This window comes from Bifidobacterium mellis (assembly GCF_000967265.1).
GTDB lineage: Bacteria > Actinomycetota > Actinomycetes > Actinomycetales > Bifidobacteriaceae > Bombiscardovia > Bombiscardovia mellis.
The window spans coordinates 1,712,717-1,732,685 of record NZ_KQ033885.1 but is presented as its reverse complement, the minus strand read 5'-3'; the positions used below and the strand labels follow the sequence as shown (position 1 = coordinate 1,732,685).

The following is a 19,969-nucleotide window of genomic DNA, read 5'->3' as shown; positions in this document are numbered from 1 at the left end:
GGAGTGATTCCCGGATGCCGACCCCAATTTGTATCCTATGGTTTTTGCCGATTCAATCCATGGCTGCAGCCGGGTCCTTGCCCTCTTGCATGGACTCCCACTGGCTGTCGACGATGATCTGAGGGCGCCGTGCAGCGACTGTCGGAAGCTGGTCCGTGTCGATCAGGGCGAGGTGCAGCCAGCGGCGGCGCAGGTGCCGCAGCCGGTGCAGACGACGAACGTTGAGCATGGCCAGGATGGTGGATAGGGCCCCTGTTACTGCTGCGATCATGGGGTTGAGCATCCAGCCCAGGAAAGGTTGGCAGATTCCGGTGGCAATCACCAGGGCGATGATGTTGTAGATGGTGGACCAGGTCAGGTTCTGCCTGATGACCCGGGTGGTGGCTCGGCTCAGTTCTATGGCCCTGCTGGTCCCGTCCAGGTCGCCCTGGTGCAGGATCAGGTCCGGCTGCGGCAGAGCGATGTCGTCTGCGGCGTCGTCCGTGTCAGCCTGGAGTTTTGGACCCAACGTGATGCCCACCTGTGCTCTGTCCGTCAGCCCGGGATCCGCTGTGGTCCCAGCCGCCAGAGCCACCAGGCTGGTTCGCCCCTGCTTTGCGGCGGAGGCGGTGTCTTGACCAGTCCGATCCGCTGGGATGCCTCTGCTGGTCCGGGTCAGGTCGTGATTGAGCCGATCCATACACTCGCGCTTGCGCTCGGGGGTCAGCCGGGTGATCAGCATATCCACACCCGCCTGACGGGCTGCCCGCTCAATCCTGTCGTCCGGCTGTCGGCTCCCATCCAGGATCAGGCTGCGTACCCGCAGGGAGCGTAGATGGGTGGCGGTCCGGGTCAGGGATTCCGCGTTGACCCCCTGGCCCTCCGAGTCGCCGGGATCCAGCAGAGAGGAGTCGTCCAGGATCAGGCTGCGTACCCGGCCCAGGTGGTTCATGGCCCGTGGCGAGGTGAAGAGCAGACCATGGGCCAGGCCCGTCTCCAGGCTGGTTCGGAAGGCCATGGGGATGGTCATGGCTGCGACGGCGGGGCAGGCGATGGTCAGCACACAGACTGCATTGCCTACGGCGTGGGCCAGGTGGGGTTGCGGTCCCAGCATGAGCCAGAGCATGAAGGTCCAGACAGCCAGAATCATGATCAGGGCGATGGCTGTATGGACGATCCGATCCATCCTGCGCATGGCGGGGGATCGTTCAATCAGGGCCTGGGGAATGATTTTCGTGAGCCTGGCTGCATAGGTGTTGTCGCCGGCAGCATCCACGCGGATGGACAGTCGGCCCTCCAGGACCTTGCTGGAGGCCAGGATTCGGTCGCCGGGTCCGCATGGCCGGGGTCTGTCACCGCCTGTCAACTCGCTGTCGTCCACCAGGGCCGACCCTGACTCCACAACCCCATCGGCGGCTGGGCGCTCTCCTGTGCGTACCAGGAGCAGATCGCCTGGGCGGATCCGGTCACGTGCAAGGATTTGGGCGGGAACCGTCTGCGGATGTTCGGAATCGGCCACCAGACCTGAGGCTGGCCGGATCTCTGTCAGGTGGTTCAAGGAGGCCACCAGGGAGGCTTCCATTCTGGTGCCGATGACCCGGGCCAGTAAGAGGAGGGTGATGACCACGCCGACCAGATCGAAGTAGGGGGATCGGGAGCCCTCAGGCAGCAGGGACCCGGCCAGGCAGGTGGCAAGGCTGTACAGGTAGGCCAGGCTTGTGGCCAGCATGGCCAGAAGATCGGGGCTGCAGCGGTGCTCGGTCATGGCCGTCCACCCGTCCATGAGTATTCCGCGGCCGCAGTAGAAGATGACCGGGGTTATCAGAATGGCCTGGACCCAGGGGCTGGTCAGCCAGGAGGGAATCAGATCGGGGCCGAAGCGGTCGAACAGATCCAGAACCAGAACGGGCGCGGTCAGCAGGGCACTTACGATGGTCGGCCTGAGCAGACGGTGGCTGCGGGAGTCCAGATCGGCCCCCCATTTGCCCCAATCCTCGGGATCGCGCCAGGAGCGGTTGGTCGGGGAGTCCGCGGCTGCATCCTGGTCGCTGGTGTGGGCCGACGGCATAAGGAAGTACCAGATGATCAGCCAGGTGACCGCACAGGCCACGACCAGATCGGCTATCGCCAGGAAGATATCGATACCCACGGATCTCCTTCGGTCTTGCTCCAACCCCTTGATATTTCCTATTCTGCCCTTAATTGCGGTCCGGCACCGGTCTTAAGGCCGATTCCTTGCGGAAAAAACGAATTCTCCAATTATCGCTGGCAGCCTGCCGCGCCGATCTGGTTTCCGGGTCCAGTGCAGGAGGTTTACTAGAACATATGTTCGATTCTACGTCATCGGTGGTCATGGTGGTGCTTCTCCTGCTGATCGGTATAGTCCTGGGAGGACTGGCCGGATATGTGCTGGGTCGCGCCCAGGGTCGAAGGGCCGTCGGCATGGGGTCCGACGGCCAGGTGGATGAGTTGCGCTCGCAGCTGGATCAGGCTCAGGAACGGCTCCATGGATCCGATGCGGCTCTGGTGGAGGCGCGGACCAAGGTGGACGGTCTGAACCGTGAGCTCTCCTTTGTCAAGTCACAGCTGGCCCAGGCCCAGCAGGCCGAGCAGATCAGAATCGAGCAGGAGCGCCGCCGTACACAGGCTCAGGAAGAGGAGAAGCGGCGCAGGCAGGCTGAGAGCATGGAGGAGGAGAGCAAGGTGCTCTCGGCTCTGGCCCCGGTGCAAAAGAATCTGGACGCCCTACAACACAAGGTTGCCCAAATCGAGGAGGGCCGCAAGCAGGAGATGGGCTCCCTGGGGCAGCAGCTGAAGAGTCTGGGCGAGCAGCAGGGGCGACTGGACAAGGAGACCAGCTCTTTGGCTTCGGCCCTGCGCAACAACAAGGTACGCGGCGCCTGGGGCGAGGCTCAGCTCAGGAATATCGTCGAATCTGCGGGGCTCTTGGAGCATGTGGACTTCGATACTCAGGTAGTGGTCACGGCCTCGGATGGTCGCGTCCTGCGCCCCGATATGGTGGTCCATCTGCCCGGCGGCAAGACCATTCCCATTGATGCCAAGGCCCCTTATTCCGACTACCAGCGGGCCTGCGAGATCCCAGACACTGCCTCGGACGATGAGTTGCACCGCCGGGACGAGCTGCTCAAGGCGCATGCCCGGGCCCTGCGAGAGCACGTCAAGGCCCTGGCCGACAAGGAGTATTGGAACGCCTTCGAGACGGCCCCGGACTTCGTGGTGGCCTTCATTCCCAACGACTCCCTTCTGCAGGCCGCCCTGGAGGTGGACCCTACCCTGATGGACGATGCTTTCGCGCAGAAAGTGGCCCTGACCTCGCCGGTGACCCTCTGGGCTGTGCTCAAGTCGGTGGCCTACGCCTGGCAGCAGCAGAACCTGTCAGAGGATGCCCGCACCCTCTTCACGTTGACCCACGAGCTCTATGACCGCTTTGTGGTCTTGGGCGATCGGGCCAACAAACTGGGCCGCTCCATCACTGCCACGGTGACCGCCTACAACAAGTTCGCCTCCTCTTTGGAGTCGCGCGTTCTGGTCACCGCCCGCAAGCTACAGCAGATGGATCCCTCCAAGGTCATCGATTCGGTCGACATGATCGATTCGGACAAGGGCAATATCAGGGAGCTGACCGCCCCGGAGACCACCGGTGAATCTTCGAATAAGATTGGACAGTGAAGAACGTAACACAATTTCCGCCAGTCTTTCTTGCGGACCAAAAGAAGCGCACTATAGGTTTGAATGAGAATTGTTGCTCTTTGCCCATTGTTGCTTTGATGGTTTTGGTCTAAAGGAGTGTAGATAGATCAATGTCAGACTGAAGTACATGTTGAGGGTAAAGTAGTTCGCAAAGGATAGCGGCAGCGTATCAGATTCAAAAGGACTCAAGATTGGCAAGTTTGTACAGTGATCTTTGCCTCTGGCTTCAGCTCCTCAGAAGCGAAGGCCATTTCAATTCGGATCAGTACTGTATTGAATCTTATCTGTTACCGCATGTAGGCAACTGAAGCGAAGGGCGTTATAAGTCATATGAGCAGTTCCGACAAATCTGTAGGGCTTATAGAAAAAAGCGGCCTGGATTTGCGTCGTTCCAAGAGCCTGTTCTTGATTGCGATTATTCTTATTTCATGCATTCCGCTGTTATCTAAAGTGATGTATTGGGGATATGACTTAGAATTCCATCTTTTCAGAATACAAGGTATAGCCGATGGCCTTCGGCATGGACAGTTTCCGGTCCGCATGCAATATTCGCAAGGTGGGGGTTATGGATATCCAGTCTCTATTATGTATGGGGATTGGCTTCTGTATATACCGGCGCTGATGCATATAGCAGGTCTCTCATTGTCTTTATCGTACCGATTTGCTCTAATACTGCTAAATGCGGCATCAGTGGTTCTGACTTATTATGTCTGCAGACGCGTTTTTCAATCGGACTTGATCGGGATTTGTGGTTCTGTTCTCTGGAACCTATCACTATACCGAATTATGGATATTTATAAACGGGCAGCTGTGGGTGAATATGTTGCCATGGCTTTCTTCCCTATGGTCTTATTTGGACTTTGGTCATGTCTCCATCCAGATCGGAATGGCGCTTCCAGACAAGGCTGGATCTGGTGTGCACTAGGTCTAACAGGCATCGTCACCTCTCATACACTCAGCATTTTCATGCTTGGTTTGGTGATGATTCCGATTTTGCTTTATTCTCTTGTTTTTCGTAGTTCGGTTTATATCTGGGTCCAGTTTGTTAAGACGGCCTTTCTTACCTTTGGGTTGAGCCTGAGTTTTCTTGTTCCTTTCATTTCCTATAGTCGATCTGCAAATCTGGCCGTGTATGCGCTCCCCACGGATTTCAAGATAAAGCGAATGGCCGATCACAGCGTTGAGCCCGGGCGTTTTCTGGAACTATTCGGAGCTATGTTCCGTCCGGATGCTGAGGCATCGCCTTCTTTGGGAGGTATCCCAATTTCTGTGGGATGGGCCATTTTGACAGGCGTCTTTATCTGGGCGGTCGTTTGTTTCTGTTTCGAGTCGCGGGCAGGGGAAGATTGCCTAATCGATCGAGGTAAGAAATGGGAGACGGTGCCTGTCCTTTTATCAGCTCTTATAGCCCTGTTCTTGGCTTCATCTTTGGTTCCTTGGCATTCCAAGCCACTTGAGAAAATGATAAGTGCATTGTCCAGTGTGCAGTTCCCCTGGCGCTTTATTAGTCTTGCGGTCTTTTTCATGATTATTCTTGGTCTGTGTGGCCTGTCTATGCTGTACTCACAGACTGATTTGAAGAGTGTCGGCAGAAAAGCCATAGTGGGTATTACTCTCCTGGCATGTCTTGAGGGTGGGTATGCGCTCGGATTTTTCATGGAAAATACCAATAAGTTCTCTCCTCATTCAAATCAGGAAAACACTTTTGTAATCGAGAGCATCATGAATGGGGAATATCTGCCCAAGGGAACTAATATTTTCGAGGTGTACCCCAATAAAGTGGTCAATCATGAGCCCGATGTCAAGATGGCAGAGCTTAAGAACTTCTCGTTAAACCAAGGCTATGCTACAGGTTCGGTCAAAACTCACGCTGAACCTGGCGAAGTTATTCTGCCCCTGTTTTCTTATCCTAATTATGCCATTGATTGTCAGCCGTCCACTAATTGTTCCCTGTCCTCTACTGGGGGCGGAACAAACTTCTTGGTGGCCAGGTTCCCTGAGAACTTTGATGGCAAATTTGACTTGAATTACCGAATCCCTAAGTTGTGGAGAATGGCCGATGGGGTTTCCTTAGCAACCTGGATTATGATTATTGTCTGGATTTGCATCAGAAGGTTTCGAGATTCTCCAGTAAGCAGAGGAATTCGGATTCGCCATAGGAGGTAGTGAAGTCGTAGTCTGGTGGGGTAACCAGGAGTCTTCATAATCTGCCCTTGGAAAGGTGTACCGGTATAATATGGCTGATATAAAGGGTGAGAGAGAAAAGAGAAGGACACTTACCGTTCTGGTTCCCTGCTATAACGAACAAGAGACCCTTCCTATTCTTTTTGAGAGAATGTCGAATCTGATCGATTCGAAACCTAAAGGTCTTGTTCTTTCTCTTTTGTTTGTAGATGATGGATCAAAAGATGATACTCGTACACTGATTCGTCAGTATGCATCTACGCATAGCTATGTCCGGTACATATTCCTGTCCAGGAATTTCGGCAAGGAGAAGGCCATGCTGGCAGGTATCCATCATACTGATACAGATGGCTTGGTAATCATGGATGCAGATCTTCAAGACCCACCCGAGTTGATACCGGAAATGGCCAAGTACTGGTTTGAAGGCTACGAGGACGTTTATGCGCGACGGCGTTCAAGAAAGGGAGAATCCTGGGCGAAGAAATTCACCTCGCGAATGTATTACCGCATTCTGCAAAAAGTTTCTAGGATAAGCATTCAAGAAGACACCGGAGATTTTCGCTTGCTGGATCGCAGGTGCGTAGATGCTCTGAAGCGTTTGAATGAATCGGAACGAAACTCTAAGGCTCTTTTCAGCTGGATCGGATTTCGCAAGTATGAGTTTCTTTACGATAGGGATGCTCGAGCAGCGGGTAGTTCTAAGTGGAAATTAGGACGGCTAATCCGTTTGGCGCTTGATGGGATTACCAGTTTTACCACAGCCCCGCTTAAATTGGCCACCTGGGTTGGACTTGGTGTTTCATTGCTCGCTATTGTTTATGCTCTGGTAATTCTTTTCAGGACGCTCGCTATGGGAGTGGATCTGCCAGGGTATGCATCAACCATGATTGCAATACTGTTGCTAGGTGGCTTACAGTTACTGAGTTTGGGAATCATAGGAGAGTATCTGGGAAGAGTGTTTATGCAGACAAAGAATCGTCCCAACTATCTGATTGAAGAATCCAACTTAGAGGATATGCAGAGTAATCATCCAGCGCAGACTCGTCCGCATGATTGACGCTAATGTCAGTTGATTCACCAGACTCAATAATCAATATGAAGGAGGCGGCGGTCACATGAGTAATGAACATCAAGAGCACGTGCCGGATCAATCAAATTCGTTGATGCACGATGGAGATTTTATGAAGACCACTGTCCATGGTTTGGATGATTCAGGGGAGGGCTTTGATGAGCTGTTGAACACGACCGATCAACTCCGCACACTCTTGGCCAAGGAGATCAATGGCAGGCCATTTACGGAACTTAGTGGAGTCACATTCGATCATCAGGGTGCGGAGCTTGCAGGACATGTGCTCTTGGATACGCTTGAGGACAGTGGGTATTCAGTGGACGATTATGATGCTGTCGGCGCGCTGACAGCCGCCGCTGTGCCGCTTGCCGATGCAATGCTTCACGCAGCAGCGTCGAGAGGGCAGTCTCTGGACGCTTTTGTTATGGATTTTGTATATCCGTCAATCAAGGGTCCTTCGATTCGGGGGAAGCGAGTCATTCTTCTTGATGCCTGGCTCAGTCAGAAATCGTATGTCCAGACTTCGTCTTTGGTGACCTTGAGGAATGGAAACGAGCTCAGCCTCGACTGCAGCATTATCCGGCATCAGGATGCTCAACCCTTGGCAATCGCTTCTCTTGTTGGCGGGTTGCATCAGCAGAAGATTCCTGGCAGCTCAAATAAAGACGGTGCCGGCAAGCAGAACCCGACGATACAGATGCTTGACCCGGTCGACGGAACCAGCACAAGCCTTCCATTTATCTGTGTCTTTGATGAGAACCAATTCGCTCCTGTGAATCACGAGGCAAGCGTAGAGCGGGAACAAAATCATTGAGAGACCCAAATCCAATTACCCGAGCGGCCATGGCATCAGATGAGCCGGTCTTCCGCCAGGTGGGGGTCGGCCCCTGGCAGGAAGAGCATCCCGAGCAGCCCCTGCCGACGGACCCGCGCTATGACCCTGAACTGCTGGAGCAGGGGGATCGGCGCAACGTCTTGGATCGTTACCGATATTGGAAGGTCGATGCCATTCGGGACGACCTGGATCGCCGGGGCCGCCATGACTTCGAGGTGGCTGTGGAGAATTGGACCCACGATTTCAATATCGGCTCCATGGTCCGAACCGCCAACGCTTTCGCCGCCCGCCGCGTCCATATAGTCGGTCCTCACAAATGGAACCGCAAGGGCTCGTTGATGACCGAACTCTACCAGCATGTGGTCCACGACCCCGACATAGCAACCATGACGGCCACCCTGCGAGAAGAGGCGGCCGGGCAGGGGGAGTCCACCCCCCGCATGATCGCCATCGACAACGTCCCCGGGGCCGTCCCCATGGAGACCTATCGCTTTCCCCGTCGCTGTCTGCTCATGTTCGGCGCTGAGGGGCCGGGCTTGTCCGAGAAGGCCTTGGAGCTGGCCGACGATGTGGTCTACATCTCCCAGTTCGGATCGGTGCGCTCCATCAACGCCGGGGCTGCGGCTGCCGTGGCCATGCACTCCTGGATCTGCCAGCATGCGGAGGTGGCGGGTCCATGATTGTCATCGACGCGCTGACCAAGCGCTTCGGCTCCCGCGAGGCACTGAACCGTGTCTCCTTCACGGCCAGGGACGGTCGGGTGACCGGTTTTGTGGGGCCTAAAGGCGCCGGCAAGTCGACCACGCTGCGCATTGCTCTGGGGCTGGTTCGCCCTGACGCAGGCAAGGCCCTGTTCGATGGCCAGCCCTTCGTCCGGCTTTCATCGCCCATGCGGACAGCGGGAGCGGTACTGAATTCACGCAACGCCCATCCTGCCTGCAAGGCCAGAGATCACCTGCTGGCCTTGGCTGCGGTCAATGGCATTGATCATCGTCGGGTGGACCAGGTGCTTGAGATGGTCGGTCTGCAATCGGTCGCCGACAGGCCGACGGGATCCCTTTCTCTGGGGATGAGTCAGCGGCTGGCCCTGGCTGCTGCCCTGCTGGGTGAACCGCACAACCTGGTTCTGGATGATCCCCTTGACGGTCTGGATCCGGAGGGAGCCGACCGGGTGAGAGACATCTGCCGCAGCCTCGCCTCACAGGGCAGGGCAGTCCTCCTAAGCTCCCGTAAGATCAACGAGGTGGCTCAAATCGCCGACGATTTGGTCATCGTCGCCAAGGGAAGGATCCTGGAGAGAACGACAGTGGCCCGATTCATTGGCGAGCACTCCCGTGACTCCATCTATGCGGTGACGCCACAGCCGGATCAGTTAAAGGCCGCCCTGGCCACGGCTGCCGGAATCAGCGTCACTCGTCTGCCACCAGACGAGAGCTGTCCGCCCGATGCCGCCCGTTTCCGCATCCAGGGTGCGCCCCTGGCTTCGACGGCCTCGATTCTGGCCCAGGAGGGTGTGGTTCTCTACGACTTCCAGCCGGAGGAAGTTTCCTTGGAACAGGCCTACAAGGACATCATCCACGGCAGAGGGGATATGCGACCATGAGTGCCGACAATGGCCGTCGAGTCCGCCGAAGTCGGCGAGAAGTACCCGCAGGACCTGATAACGCAATCCCACGGCATGGCTCCGCCTTTACTCGGCTGCGTCGGACCTCGGGGCTGTCCTTCCTGGATTCGCGTCGCCCGTCCGGTCAGCTGACCCTTTTCGGGGCGGTCCGAGGGGAGCTGCGCAAGATACTCTCCCTACGATCTACCTGGGTCCTCCTCCTGATCGTCATGCTGTTACAGCCATTGAGCGCCGGCCTGATGGCCTGTGCGACCCGGGTCCTGGCTGGCCCGGGTAGGCAGACCAATCACCTTCCGGATCACCTGCTGCCTGCCTCCGGTGACATTTTCCGGTCGGCCATCGTGTCGGGCCTTTTCCCGGCCATGGTCGTGGCGGGCATTCTGGGGGTTCTGGTCCTTACGCGTGAGTTTTCCGGAGCCACCATTGAGAGCACGCTGACGGCCAATCCTCGTCGGGGCATGGTCCTGATGGCCAAGGGTCTTGCCTTGGCCTTATTGACTTGGTTGTCGGCACAGATAGGCCTGCTGCTCAGCTGGATCCTGGCGACACTGCTTCTGTCGGGCGGATCGGGGGCCTTGCCTGCCTACAAGCCCGGGCTGGTCCTGATTGATTTGCTGGGTGGCCCGCTCATGGTGGTCCTCTTTGCTTTGATGGCCCTGGGTCTGGGGGCCGTGAGCCGCTCCAAGGCTGGTGGGATCGGCCTGTTCCTGGGGCTGACCGTGATTCTGCCATTGATTCTGGGACTCCTGGCGGATTTGGTCCCTCATGCCGACTGGCTGCAGGTTCCCTTCAGCCTGACCCCAACCAGCCTGCTGAGCACCTTCCTCTCAGGTCTGGGCCAGGCAGCAGGGGCAGGCATCGGATGGTGGCCCACCTGGTGGCAGTCGGGCCTGATCATGATGGTCTGGACGGCTCTATGCTGTGCTCTGGGAACCCTGGTCTTTAGGCGCGCAGACATCGGTTGACCCTGTCTTCTGCGTGTCATAGAGCACCCATATGATAAGTGGTATGCCAACTTTTACACGTGAAGAGATCAAGCACTTGGGCGATTTGGCTCGGATTGCTTTGACCGATCAGGAGGCTGACCGCCTCAAGGGCGAACTCAACGTGATCGCCGATTCCATTACCAAGGTCCAGGAGGTGGCCGGCGACGACGTGCCCCCCACAGCCAATCCCATTCCTCTGGAGGCCTACCTGCGTCCCGATGAGGCTGAGGAACCGCTGACCCAGGAGGCTGCTCTCTCGGGGGCACCGGTCACCGAGTCGGGCATGTTTGTGGCCCCGCGCATTCTGGGTGAGGAGTGAGACGATGAGCGCACAGGAAGAATTGGTCAAGCAATCCGCCTCCGACATGGCCGCACAGCTGCGGTCGGGGCAGGTCTCCAGCCGCGAGCTGGTCCAGGCTCATCTGGATGTGATCGAAGCCGCCGAGCCCAGCATTGATGCGTTTTTGCAGGTGAGCGCCGATCAGGCCCTGGAACAGGCTGACGCCTTCGACCAGCGTCTGGCCCATGACGGCGCCGAGGGGCTGCCGGAACTGGCCGGCGTTCCCATTGCCATCAAGGACATGATCGTCACCAAGGGCATTCCCACGACGGCCGCATCCAAGATCCTCGAGGGATGGGTGCCGCCTTACGATGCCACCGTCATCAAGAAACTCAAGGCCGCAGGGATGCCCATTCTGGGCAAGACCAACCTGGATGAGTTCGCCCAGGGATCCTCCACTGAGCACTCGGCCTTCAAGCCCACACACAACCCCTGGGACACCGAGCGGGTCCCGGGCGGCTCGGGCGGCGGCTCGGCCTCGGCTGTCGGCGCCTTTGAGGCCCCTCTGGCTCTGGGCACCGACACCGGCGGGTCCATTCGCCAGCCCGGATCACTGACCGGCACCGTGGGCGTCAAACCTACCTATGGCGGTGTCTCCAGGTTCGGGGCCATCGCCATGGCCTCCTCCCTGGATCAGATTGGTCCGGTCTCCAGGACCGTGCTGGATGCGGCCCTGCTGCAGGAGGTCATCGGTGGGTATGACCGCCGAGACTCCACATCAATTCCCAAGCCGGTTCCCCCTCTGGCCCAGGCCGCTCGTCAAGGTCAGAATCGCGATTTGAAGGGCCTCAAGGTGGGGCTGGTCAAGGAGTTGGGCGGCGAGGGCTACCAGCCCGGCGTCGAGGCCCGCTTCAACGAGGCCGTCTCGTTGCTGGAGTCCATGGGCGCCGAGGTGGTCCAGGTCTCCTGCCCGCACTTCCCCTATGCGCTGGCCGCCTACTACATCATCATGCCTTCCGAGGTCTCCTCCAACCTGGCCCGTTACGACGGCATGCGCTACGGACTGCGGGCCATGCCCCCCGAAGGCGTCCCACAGACGGCTGCCAACATGATGGCTGCCACCCGTGAGGCCGGGTTCGGCGACGAGGTCAAGCGCAGGATCATCCTGGGCATCTACGCCCTGTCCGCCGGGTACTACGACGCCTGGTACGGCTCGGCCCAGAAGGTTCGCACCCTGGTCATCCGTGACTTCGAGAAGGCCTTTGAACAGGCCGACGTCCTGGTCTCGCCGACTTCGCCGACCACGGCCTTCCGCTTTGGCGAGAAGATGGACGACCCGCTGGCCATGTACCTGAACGACGTGGCCACCATTCCGGCTAATCTGGCCGGCACTCCGGCCATGTCGATTCCCGCTGGGCTCAGCGACGACGGGCTGCCTGTCGGCTTCCAGTTCTTCGCTCCCCAAATGCGTGATGAGATTATGTACCGGCCTGCCGCAGCTCTTGAGGCGGCCCTGGAGGAGCAGTGGGGCGGGCCCATCTCCAAGAAGCTGCCCACCCCCTGGCTGGATGGCCTGGCTCAGGGATCGACCAAGTAGGCATCGGAAGGAAACGGAATCACAATGGCTGAAAAACTTATGAAGTACGCCGATGCCGTGGCCAAGTACGACCCGGTGTTCGGCCTGGAGGTCCATGTCGAGCTCTGCACCAACACCAAGCTCTTCTGCCCGGCCCATATCGAGTTCGGCGGCGAGCCCAACACCCAGCTGACCCCGGTCTCCCTGGGCCTGCCCGGCAGTCTGCCCGTGGTCAACAAGACCGCCATCGACTATGCGGTCAAACTGGGCCTGGCCCTGCACTGCAAGGTCAACGAGTGGAGCCAGTTCGCCAGGAAGAACTACTTCTACCCGGACATGCCGCGCGACTACCAGATCTCCCAGTACGACAAGCCCCTGAATGGCGAGGGCTACCTGGATGTGGAGCTGGATGACGGCAGCATCTTCCGTGTGCCCATCGAGCGGGCCCATGTGGAGGACGATGCCGGCAAGAACACGCACGTGGGCGGGGCCGATGGCCGTATCGAAGGCGCCGACCACTCCCTGGTGGACTACAACCGTGCCGGTGTCCCCCTGGTCGAGATCGTGACCAAGCCCATCGAGGGCGCCGGGGCACGCACCCCCGAGGTGGCAGGGGCCTATGTCCGGGCCATCAGAGACATCGTCCGGGCCCTGGGCATCTCCCACGCCCGGATGGAGCAGGGCAATATGCGTGCCGACGTCAACGTCTCCCTGCACGCCGGGCCGGACGCCCCTCTGGGAACCCGGTCGGAGACCAAGAATGTCAACACCTTCAAGGGCATCGAGAAGACCCTGACCTACGAGATCCGCCGTCAGGCGGCCCTGCTGGAGTCCGGTGGGGAGGTGCTGCAGGAGACCCGCCACTGGGACGAGTCCACACAGACCACTGCGGGCGGCCGGGTCAAGTCCGATGCCAACGATTACCGGTACTTCCCCGATCCTGACCTGGTCATGGTCCATGTGACCAAGGACCATATTGAGGAGCTCAAGGCCCAGATGCCTGAGATGCCGCGCGAACGCCGCGCCCGTCTCAAGAAGGAGTGGGACTTCACCGACCGGCAGATGCAGGACGCGGTCAACGCCGATGCCGTGGATCTGATCGAGGATACGGTCAAGGCCGGAGCCACGGCTGCCGGAGCCCGCAAGTGGTGGCTGGGAGAGATCTCCCGTGAGGCCAACGCCCGTGGGGTCAGCCTGCAGGAGCTGCCCATCTCGGCTCAGGATGTCGCCGATGTGGAGCAGCTGATCGCTGACGGCAGGCTCAATGACAAGCTGGCCAAGCAGACCGTCTCCGGCGTGTTGGCAGGAGAAGGCAAGCCCGCCGAGGTTGTCAAGAAGCACGGTTATCAGGTGGTTTCGGATGACGGGGCTCTGGATGCAGCCGTCGATCAGGCCCTCAAGGACAACCCGGACATCGTGGCCAAGCTCAAGGGCGGCAATATGAAGCCCATGGGCGCTATTATCGGAGCGGTCATGCGGGCCACCAAGGGCCAGGCCGATGCCAAGGCAGTCAGCAAGATCGTCATGGAGCACATCGCCAAGTCCTGATCAGGCTCGGTCCGCCGGCCTGGTTCCATCGGGTTCGGACCGGCGGACCTGCCCGGCTTCTCATGGTTTTCCCAGGGGCGAGGGATTACAATTGATTGCCATCGCAAGGTGGCGATCATGGAGGTGACGTGATGTCTATGAGCGGCAGGGGCAATGACCGACCGCAAACACAAACCGAGGGATCCGAAGACGCGGCGAACAGACAGCTGCCCGACCGGATTGAGATTCCCTACATCCGGGGCGAAATGTTGCACCTGCGGCCGGCCGTCATCGCTGATCTGACGGCGATGGACCAGCTGGAGGCCTTCTACAATTCCACCGGAATCACCGGTAAGGGGCCCAGTGCCGAACGAGCCGTGGTCAACGCTTGGGTGCGACGGTCAGTGGCCTGGTCCAAGGGTCTGGCTGCCCGTGATTCGGGCGTGGGCGATCCAGAGTCCCGCCGCACCCTGGCCTGGGCCATGGTCACTGATGCGGATACAGACCAGGACGGCTCGCCCGATGCTGATGCCACCAAGGGGGTCATCGGCATGATCTTCCTGATCGACGTGGACGGCTGGTCCCGTTCGGCCAGGATCCAGGTGGTCCTGGGCAGGCACTTCCGCGGACGTGGCTACTCCCGGGATGCCATGCCAAGAATCATGACCTACGGATACGCGGCTGCTCCTACAGGGCTGGGCCTGCACCGGATCTGGGTGGCTGTGCCGGAGAAGAACACACGCTCAATCTCCGTCTACCAGTCCCTGGGATTCATGATCTCGGGCACCTCCCGCGATGCGCTCTGGGATGCCGAGAACGGCAAGTATCAGGATCAGATCGTCATGGACGCCCTGGTCGACGAGTACGATCCCATCCGTTCTTTGAATGCTTTCGGCATGCATGTCATCCGCGAAAACCCCGGTGTGGCTGAAGCCCTTGTTGCACATGGGTATGCAGCGGATGAGGATGGTGGTATCAGCGAAACAAAGTCTAAAGAGTCCACCTCGGCATCTCAGGATTCGCAGACATCAAGCGAACAGATCGGTCTGGCCCCGAAGAGTGGTTCACATTCAGGAAAATCTGCTGGAGGCCACGCAGGACCCAACGGCAGGAATGACAAGACGGCGGGCCCTGGTCAGGCGGATGCCAAGGATGCGGGGAGGAAGTCCGGTTCCGAAGAACCCGTTGCCGAGCGGTCTGGCGAGGAGCATACAGCGTCGGATTGGGCCTACGGGTCGGCTGAGGCCAAGCGATCCAAGCGTGCCTGGTGGCGTACGCTTGGCCATGGCCGTGATCGCGCGAATGGAGGTAGTCGATGAGTGCTGAGGATCTCGACAACTACGAGACCAACGCCGAGCTGGCCTTGTATCGCGAGTATCGGGACGTGATCAAGCTGTTCACCTACGTTGTCGAGACCGAACGGCGGTTCTACCTGGCTAACAAGGTGGACTTCAACGTCCGATCCGCTGGGCAGGACGTCTACTTTGACGTTCGACTGACCGATGCCTGGGTCTGGGATGTCTACCGGTCCAGCCGGTTTGTCAAGAACGTCCGGATCGTCACTTTCAAGGACGTCAATGTGGAGGAAGTGCAGAAGACGGACATCGATATCCCTGACTCGCTGGGCTAAACAGTGCGCAGGGGCGAGCATCATCACGTCTGCACCACGCAATGGCGGGAATTCGTGTGGGAAGTCGCTCGGTAGCATCCGACTGGGGACGGGCCGGGTACAGTGGTGATGATTTCATACGGTTTTCAGGAGGTTGGCATGGAGCGCAAGCAGTCCGTGATCGTCATCGGCGGAGGGCCCGCCGGCTTGACAGCGGCATGGGAACTGGTCAAGGACGGCGGTGACGAGCGCTATGACGTCACTGTGCTGGAGGCCACTGATGCCTTTGGCGGCATCTCCCGCACAGTTCGGCACAACGGCAATCGCATGGACATTGGTGGACACCGGTTCTTCTCCAAGGACGACCGGATCATGGACTGGTGGAAGGAGGTCCTGCCACTGCAAGGCGCGCCCTCCTATGACGACAAAAAACTTGGTCGCCACCATGACCTGGAGCCCGGCGGCCCCGACCCGGAGAAGACCGACCGGGTCATGCTCAAGCGTCATCGTGTCTCCAGGATTTACTGGAACCACCATTTCTTCGACTATCCCATCTCTTTGACGCTCAACACACTCAGGGCCATGGGCTTCAAGCTGACCATGCAGGCCGGATTCAGCTACCTGAAGTCCGTCGTCCACAAGCTGCCTGAGGACAACCTGGAGAACTTCTACATCAACCGCTTCGGCCGCAAGCTCTACTCCATGTTCTTCGAGGGCTATACCGAAAAGCTCTGGGGACGCCATCCCCGCGAGATCAGCGCCGACTGGGGCGCCCAGAGGGTCAAGGGACTCAGCATCATGGGCGTGCTCAAGAACGCCTTCCAGAAGCTGCTGCCCAAGAAGCGCGACGCTCATCAGGTCGAGACCAGCCTGATCGAGGAGTTCTGGTACCCCAAGCTTGGTCCAGGGCAGCTCTGGGAGACCGTGGAGCGTCGCAATGTGGAGCATGGGGTCCACGTGATCACCGATGCCCGTGTAATCGGACTGACCCAGAGCGACGGCCACATGACCGGTGTGATCTATCGCAATGCTGATGGCAAGGAGGTGACCCTGAAGGCTGACCAAATCATCTCCTCCATGCCCATCAAGGACCTGGTGGAGGCCATCGCCCACGAGGAGCCCTCCACTGACAAGGAGATGGTCAGGGTGGCTCAGGGCCTGCCTTACCGCGACTTCGTGACCGTTGGCCTGTTGGTCCGCCACCTGCGCATCCGCAACACCACCTCCATCAAGACCCTGGGCGACCCGCCCATCGTTCCCGACTGCTGGATCTATGTGCAGGATCCCGGCTACAAGATGGGCCGCATCCAGATTTTCAACAACTGGAGCCCCTACATGGTCAAGAACGTGGACGGCACCGTTTGGATCGGCCTGGAGTACTTCTGCAAGGAGGGCGATGACTTCTGGAACATGAGCGATCAGGAGACGACTGACTTCGCCATCAAGGAGCTGACCCGGATGGGCATCATCAACGGACCTGCCGACGTGCTGGACTCGCACCGGGAGCGGGTGGTCAAGGCCTACCCGGCCTACTTCGACACCTACGCCCAGATGCCCGAGCTGGTCAAATGGCTGGACTCCTTCGGCAACCTCTACTGCGTGGGCCGCAACGGGCAGCATCACTACAACAACCAGGACCACTCCATGGCCACATCCATGGAAGCCGTGGCCAACATCAAATCGGGGCGTACTGACAAGACCAACGTCTGGAACGTCAACACCGAGAAGTCCTATCACGAGGAGAAGTAGACAGACCTCTGCCTTCGTTTCCTTTCAAGCCTCCGACTGCAGGGTCGGGGGCTTTGTCATTTACGACAGGGCGATGGCTGGTGGCTTCAAGGGCAGGCCGAGAAGCTGCGAGAAGAAGGACACGCTCTCGCGGACACGTTGGCGGACCACCTCTCTGATTTGCGGGTTTCCGGCGGCTCCTCTGCCGTTGCTGACGATGGACGAGAGCCCGTCGGCCATCAGCCAGGCCACAGTGCGGGTGCCGGCTGTTTGGATCAGCTGGGTCTGCGGCAGGTCGTCCCGATCCAGCCAGCGGTCCAGGGCCTTGGACAAGGGGTCGATGATCTGTCTGACGAAGCCCTCCATCACATTGCTGTTGGTGCTCAGGTAGTTGTACCAGTTGGCCTTATCAGCGAAGATGACGTCCATCTTCCAGATGGCCCTTACCAGATGCGGACAGATGTCGTCCAGCGCCTCTTGAACGCTCAGGTCAGGATTCTGCAGAATGTCGACTACATTGTCCACGTAGGAGGCCAGGTAGGTGCGCACGCAGGCATCTATCAGGTCGTCCTTGGATTTGAAGTAGTAATAGAAAACGCTCATTCCTACGCCCTTGCCGTGGTTCATGGCACGGATTACGTCACGCAGGGATGTGTTTGCAGCGCCTTTCCGGTCGAAGACCCGCATGGCGGTGGTTACGAATTCGCTCCGCCGTTGTTCACGCAGAGATGATCGGTCAGTCATATGCCCAGTCTAGAGGTTTACCTGTGATTTCTGGACACGCAGGTCGGTTCTTGCGCCGGTCGTGCACTCGTTGTAGGCTTATGGAAGTTCGACAAGCCGAGTCGGCATCGAATTTTCATGAGCGGTACCCCCGCACTATTCTCAAGCTATTTGCCTAGCCTAAGTAGGCATAGCGAAGGAAAGGCATTACAACAGTGGCAACAAGCCAAGATATTCATTCCATGAAGCTGCCCGAACTCAAGGAATTGGCCAGGCAGCTGGGGTTGCGCGGTATTTCCGGCATGCGCAAGCCTGTCCTGATCGAGACGATCGAGGCGGCACGCTCGGGCGGCAAGGCCCCTGAGGGAGTAACCGTTGGTAAGCCCAAGGCTGCGGCCGCCGTGGCCAAGGGGGGCCAGGCCGCCGATCAGCAGCAGCCGACGAAGCAGGAGGCGGACTCCTCCGCGGAAGGCGGACAGGAGACCACGGATACCAAGGGATCGGAGGAATCCAAGGACGATCGTCCTGTCGGAGACCTCTTCGATGTTTTGGGTATTGACGATCATAAGAGCGGTCATAGCGAGCACCGGACCCGCTTCCCCCATACGGTGGCCGACGAGGAGAACGTGGTCATATCCCGCCGCCGTCACCGCAGCACGGATTCATCCCGAGGCTCCCACTCCAACCGTGGCCGGAACGAGCATGAGCATGATGAGGAGCGCGCAGGCTCCGGCTCCGGTTCTGTGCGCAATTTGGACGACATTCTGGCGGCTCTGCCCTCACGGAATGACCGGCCCCGTCGGCGCAGCTACGAGGATCGCGGCGAGGAAGGGCGTGACTACCGTCATAACGGCTATGACCGCCGAAACCGGGGCGATCGTAATGACCGCAACGATCGCAACGACCGACGCAACCGCAACAACCACCGCAGCAGCGGCCGGGATCGTGACTATGAGCCCAGGGAGAACTTCAAGCCCGAGGACCTGGTCCCCGTGGCAGGCATTGTGGATGTGCTGGACTCCTACGCCTTCGTGCGCACTTCCGGCTACCTGCCCGGCCCCAACGACGTCTACATCTCCATGGGCCAGGTCAAGAAGTACGGCCTGCGCAAGGGTGATGCCGTGCACGGCTCCATCCGTCCCCCCCGCGAGGGTGAGCACCGCAATCAGCGGCAGAAGTTCGTTCCTCTGCAGGCCATCGACACCATCAACGGTATGAGCGTGGAGGACGCTGCAGGACGGCCCCACTTCAACAAGCTGACCCCCCTCTACCCGCAGGAGCGCATGCGGATGGAGACCCAGCCCAAGAACATCACCGGTCGTCTGATCGACATCGTCGCCCCCATCGGCAAGGGTCAGCGCGGTCTGATCGTTTCGCCGCCCAAGGCCGGCAAGACCCTGACCCTGCAGTCCATCGCCAACTCCATCACCGCCAACAACCCCGAGGTGCATCTGATGGTGGTCCTGGTGGACGAGCGGCCCGAGGAGGTCACGGACATGGAGCGCACGGTCCAGGGCGAGGTCATCTCCTCCACCTTCGACCGCCCTGCCAGCGATCACACCACCGTGGCCGAGCTGGCCATCGAACGGGCCAAGCGCCTGGTGGAGCTGGGGCAGGATGTGGTGGTCCTTCTGGATTCCATGACCCGCCTGGCCCGCGCCTACAACATCTCGGCCCCCGCTTCCGGCCGTATCCTCTCCGGCGGCGTGGACGCGCAGGCCCTCTATCCGCCCAAGCGCTTCTTCGGCGCCGCCCGCAACATCGAGAACGGCGGCTCTCTGACCATCATCTCCTCGGCCCTGGTGGAGACCGGATCCAAGATGGACGAGGTCATCTTCGAGGAGTTCAAGGGCACCGGCAACATGGAGCTGAGACTGACCAGGGATCTGGCCGATAAGCGCATGTTCCCCGCCATTGACATCAATGCCTCCGGCACCCGGCGTGAGGAGCTGATTACTGCCCCCGAGGAGCTGGCCGTGGTCTACCGGCTACGTCGCCTCCTGGGTGGCATGGAGACCGAGCAGGCCTATCAGACCCTGGTGCCCAGGCTGAAGAAGACCGCCACCAACCGAGACTTCCTGGCGGCTATCAACCAGTCCATGCTGGCGCAGAAGTGACTCGGGCCTGACGCCTGACAT

16 protein-coding genes are annotated in these 19,969 nt (G+C 59.2%); 14 read left to right on the top strand and 2 right to left on the bottom strand.

All coding sequences use genetic code 11. The annotated features are described in order from the left end of the window. Window positions 1-52 precede the first annotated feature (52 nt). Window positions 53-2,128 carry a P-type ATPase actuator domain-containing protein gene (locus tag JF70_RS07385; RefSeq protein WP_045935831.1) on the bottom strand — a complete coding sequence of 692 codons (2,076 nt, stop codon included), beginning with the start codon at window positions 2,126-2,128 and terminating at the stop codon, window positions 53-55. A 176-nt stretch (window positions 2,129-2,304) separates the two neighbouring features. On the opposite strand from JF70_RS07385, the gene JF70_RS07380 reads away from it, so the two are divergent. From JF70_RS07380 to JF70_RS07320, 13 genes are all read left to right on the top strand, one after another. After that, window positions 2,305-3,669, top strand: a complete 1,365-nt coding sequence (locus JF70_RS07380) for a DNA recombination protein RmuC (RefSeq protein ID WP_045935830.1) — start codon at window positions 2,305-2,307, stop codon at window positions 3,667-3,669. A gap of 351 nt (window positions 3,670-4,020) precedes the next feature. Next, window positions 4,021-5,856: a hypothetical protein gene (locus JF70_RS07375; RefSeq protein WP_156149642.1), complete on the top strand. Its 1,836-nt coding sequence runs from the start codon at window positions 4,021-4,023 to the stop codon at window positions 5,854-5,856. Between the two features lie 70 nt (window positions 5,857-5,926). Next, the gene (locus JF70_RS07370; protein WP_045935828.1) at window positions 5,927-6,931 is read left to right on the top strand and encodes a glycosyltransferase family 2 protein; all 1,005 of its coding nucleotides are present in this window, start codon (window positions 5,927-5,929) and stop codon (window positions 6,929-6,931) included. Window positions 6,932-7,055: 124 nt separating this feature from the next. Next, on the top strand, window positions 7,056-7,757 hold the full coding sequence (locus JF70_RS07365; RefSeq protein ID WP_045936221.1) for a type I phosphoribosyltransferase: 702 nt from the start codon (window positions 7,056-7,058) through the stop codon (window positions 7,755-7,757). Next, entirely contained in the window at window positions 7,754-8,458 is a 705-nt protein-coding gene (locus tag JF70_RS07360) for a TrmH family RNA methyltransferase (RefSeq protein ID WP_045935827.1), read from the top strand. The genes JF70_RS07365 and JF70_RS07360 overlap by 4 nt, the downstream gene beginning before the upstream one ends. Beyond that, window positions 8,455-9,381: an ATP-binding cassette domain-containing protein gene (locus tag JF70_RS07355; protein WP_045935826.1), complete on the top strand. Its 927-nt coding sequence runs from the start codon at window positions 8,455-8,457 to the stop codon at window positions 9,379-9,381. The genes JF70_RS07360 and JF70_RS07355 overlap by 4 nt, the downstream gene beginning before the upstream one ends. Continuing rightward, a complete protein-coding gene (locus JF70_RS07350; protein ID WP_082069456.1) occupies window positions 9,378-10,367 on the top strand; it encodes an ABC transporter permease subunit in 990 nt (329 codons plus the stop codon). Before JF70_RS07355 ends, JF70_RS07350 begins: the two co-directional genes overlap by 4 nt. Window positions 10,368-10,410: 43 nt before the next feature. Beyond that, on the top strand, window positions 10,411-10,707 hold the full coding sequence (gene gatC, locus JF70_RS07345) for an Asp-tRNA(Asn)/Glu-tRNA(Gln) amidotransferase subunit GatC (RefSeq protein ID WP_015022515.1): 297 nt from the start codon (window positions 10,411-10,413) through the stop codon (window positions 10,705-10,707). Between the two features lie 4 nt (window positions 10,708-10,711). Then, the gene (gatA, locus tag JF70_RS07340) at window positions 10,712-12,265 is read left to right on the top strand and encodes an Asp-tRNA(Asn)/Glu-tRNA(Gln) amidotransferase subunit GatA (RefSeq protein WP_045935824.1); all 1,554 of its coding nucleotides are present in this window, start codon (window positions 10,712-10,714) and stop codon (window positions 12,263-12,265) included. A gap of 24 nt (window positions 12,266-12,289) precedes the next feature. Next, complete coding sequence (gene gatB, locus JF70_RS07335) at window positions 12,290-13,792, top strand: Asp-tRNA(Asn)/Glu-tRNA(Gln) amidotransferase subunit GatB (RefSeq protein WP_045935823.1); 1,503 nt, start codon at window positions 12,290-12,292, stop codon at window positions 13,790-13,792. A gap of 245 nt (window positions 13,793-14,037) precedes the next feature. Further along, on the top strand, window positions 14,038-15,090 hold the full coding sequence (locus JF70_RS07330; protein WP_231578948.1) for a GNAT family N-acetyltransferase: 1,053 nt from the start codon (window positions 14,038-14,040) through the stop codon (window positions 15,088-15,090). Further along, complete coding sequence (locus tag JF70_RS07325; RefSeq protein WP_015022511.1) at window positions 15,087-15,401, top strand: DUF2469 domain-containing protein; 315 nt, start codon at window positions 15,087-15,089, stop codon at window positions 15,399-15,401. Before JF70_RS07330 ends, JF70_RS07325 begins: the two co-directional genes overlap by 4 nt. Window positions 15,402-15,539: 138 nt before the next feature. Beyond that, a complete protein-coding gene (locus tag JF70_RS07320; protein WP_045935821.1) occupies window positions 15,540-17,129 on the top strand; it encodes an NAD(P)/FAD-dependent oxidoreductase in 1,590 nt (529 codons plus the stop codon). Between the two features lie 60 nt (window positions 17,130-17,189). On the opposite strand, the gene JF70_RS07315 is transcribed toward JF70_RS07320, so the two are convergent. Further along, entirely contained in the window at window positions 17,190-17,852 is a 663-nt protein-coding gene (locus tag JF70_RS07315; protein WP_045935820.1) for a TetR/AcrR family transcriptional regulator, read from the bottom strand. A 221-nt stretch (window positions 17,853-18,073) separates the two neighbouring features. On the opposite strand from JF70_RS07315, the gene rho reads away from it, so the two are divergent. Continuing rightward, a complete protein-coding gene (gene rho, locus JF70_RS07310) occupies window positions 18,074-19,948 on the top strand; it encodes a transcription termination factor Rho (RefSeq protein WP_420804940.1) in 1,875 nt (624 codons plus the stop codon). Window positions 19,949-19,969 lie beyond the last annotated feature (21 nt).

What these genes read in the sequence shown, in the direction of transcription:
- gatA (WP_045935824.1), top strand. Translation starts at nt 10,712, where the DNA reads ATGAGCGCACAGGAAGAATTGGTCAAGCAATCCGCCTCCGACATGGCC.
- JF70_RS07350 (WP_082069456.1), top strand. Translation starts at nt 9,378, where the DNA reads ATGAGTGCCGACAATGGCCGTCGAGTCCGCCGAAGTCGGCGAGAAGTA.
- JF70_RS07355 (WP_045935826.1), top strand. Translation starts at nt 8,455, where the DNA reads ATGATTGTCATCGACGCGCTGACCAAGCGCTTCGGCTCCCGCGAGGCA.
- gatC (WP_015022515.1), top strand. Translation starts at nt 10,411, where the DNA reads ATGCCAACTTTTACACGTGAAGAGATCAAGCACTTGGGCGATTTGGCT.
- rho (WP_420804940.1), top strand. Translation starts at nt 18,074, where the DNA reads ATGAAGCTGCCCGAACTCAAGGAATTGGCCAGGCAGCTGGGGTTGCGC.
- JF70_RS07320 (WP_045935821.1), top strand. Translation starts at nt 15,540, where the DNA reads ATGGAGCGCAAGCAGTCCGTGATCGTCATCGGCGGAGGGCCCGCCGGC.
- JF70_RS07370 (WP_045935828.1), top strand. Translation starts at nt 5,927, where the DNA reads ATGGCTGATATAAAGGGTGAGAGAGAAAAGAGAAGGACACTTACCGTT.
- JF70_RS07365 (WP_045936221.1), top strand. Translation starts at nt 7,056, where the DNA reads ATGAAGACCACTGTCCATGGTTTGGATGATTCAGGGGAGGGCTTTGAT.
- JF70_RS07330 (WP_231578948.1), top strand. Translation starts at nt 14,038, where the DNA reads ATGTTGCACCTGCGGCCGGCCGTCATCGCTGATCTGACGGCGATGGAC.
- JF70_RS07380 (WP_045935830.1), top strand. Translation starts at nt 2,305, where the DNA reads ATGTTCGATTCTACGTCATCGGTGGTCATGGTGGTGCTTCTCCTGCTG.
- JF70_RS07315 (WP_045935820.1), bottom strand. Translation starts at nt 17,852, where the DNA reads ATGACTGACCGATCATCTCTGCGTGAACAACGGCGGAGCGAATTCGTA.
- JF70_RS07375 (WP_156149642.1), top strand. Translation starts at nt 4,021, where the DNA reads ATGAGCAGTTCCGACAAATCTGTAGGGCTTATAGAAAAAAGCGGCCTG.
- JF70_RS07325 (WP_015022511.1), top strand. Translation starts at nt 15,087, where the DNA reads ATGAGTGCTGAGGATCTCGACAACTACGAGACCAACGCCGAGCTGGCC.
- gatB (WP_045935823.1), top strand. Translation starts at nt 12,290, where the DNA reads ATGGCTGAAAAACTTATGAAGTACGCCGATGCCGTGGCCAAGTACGAC.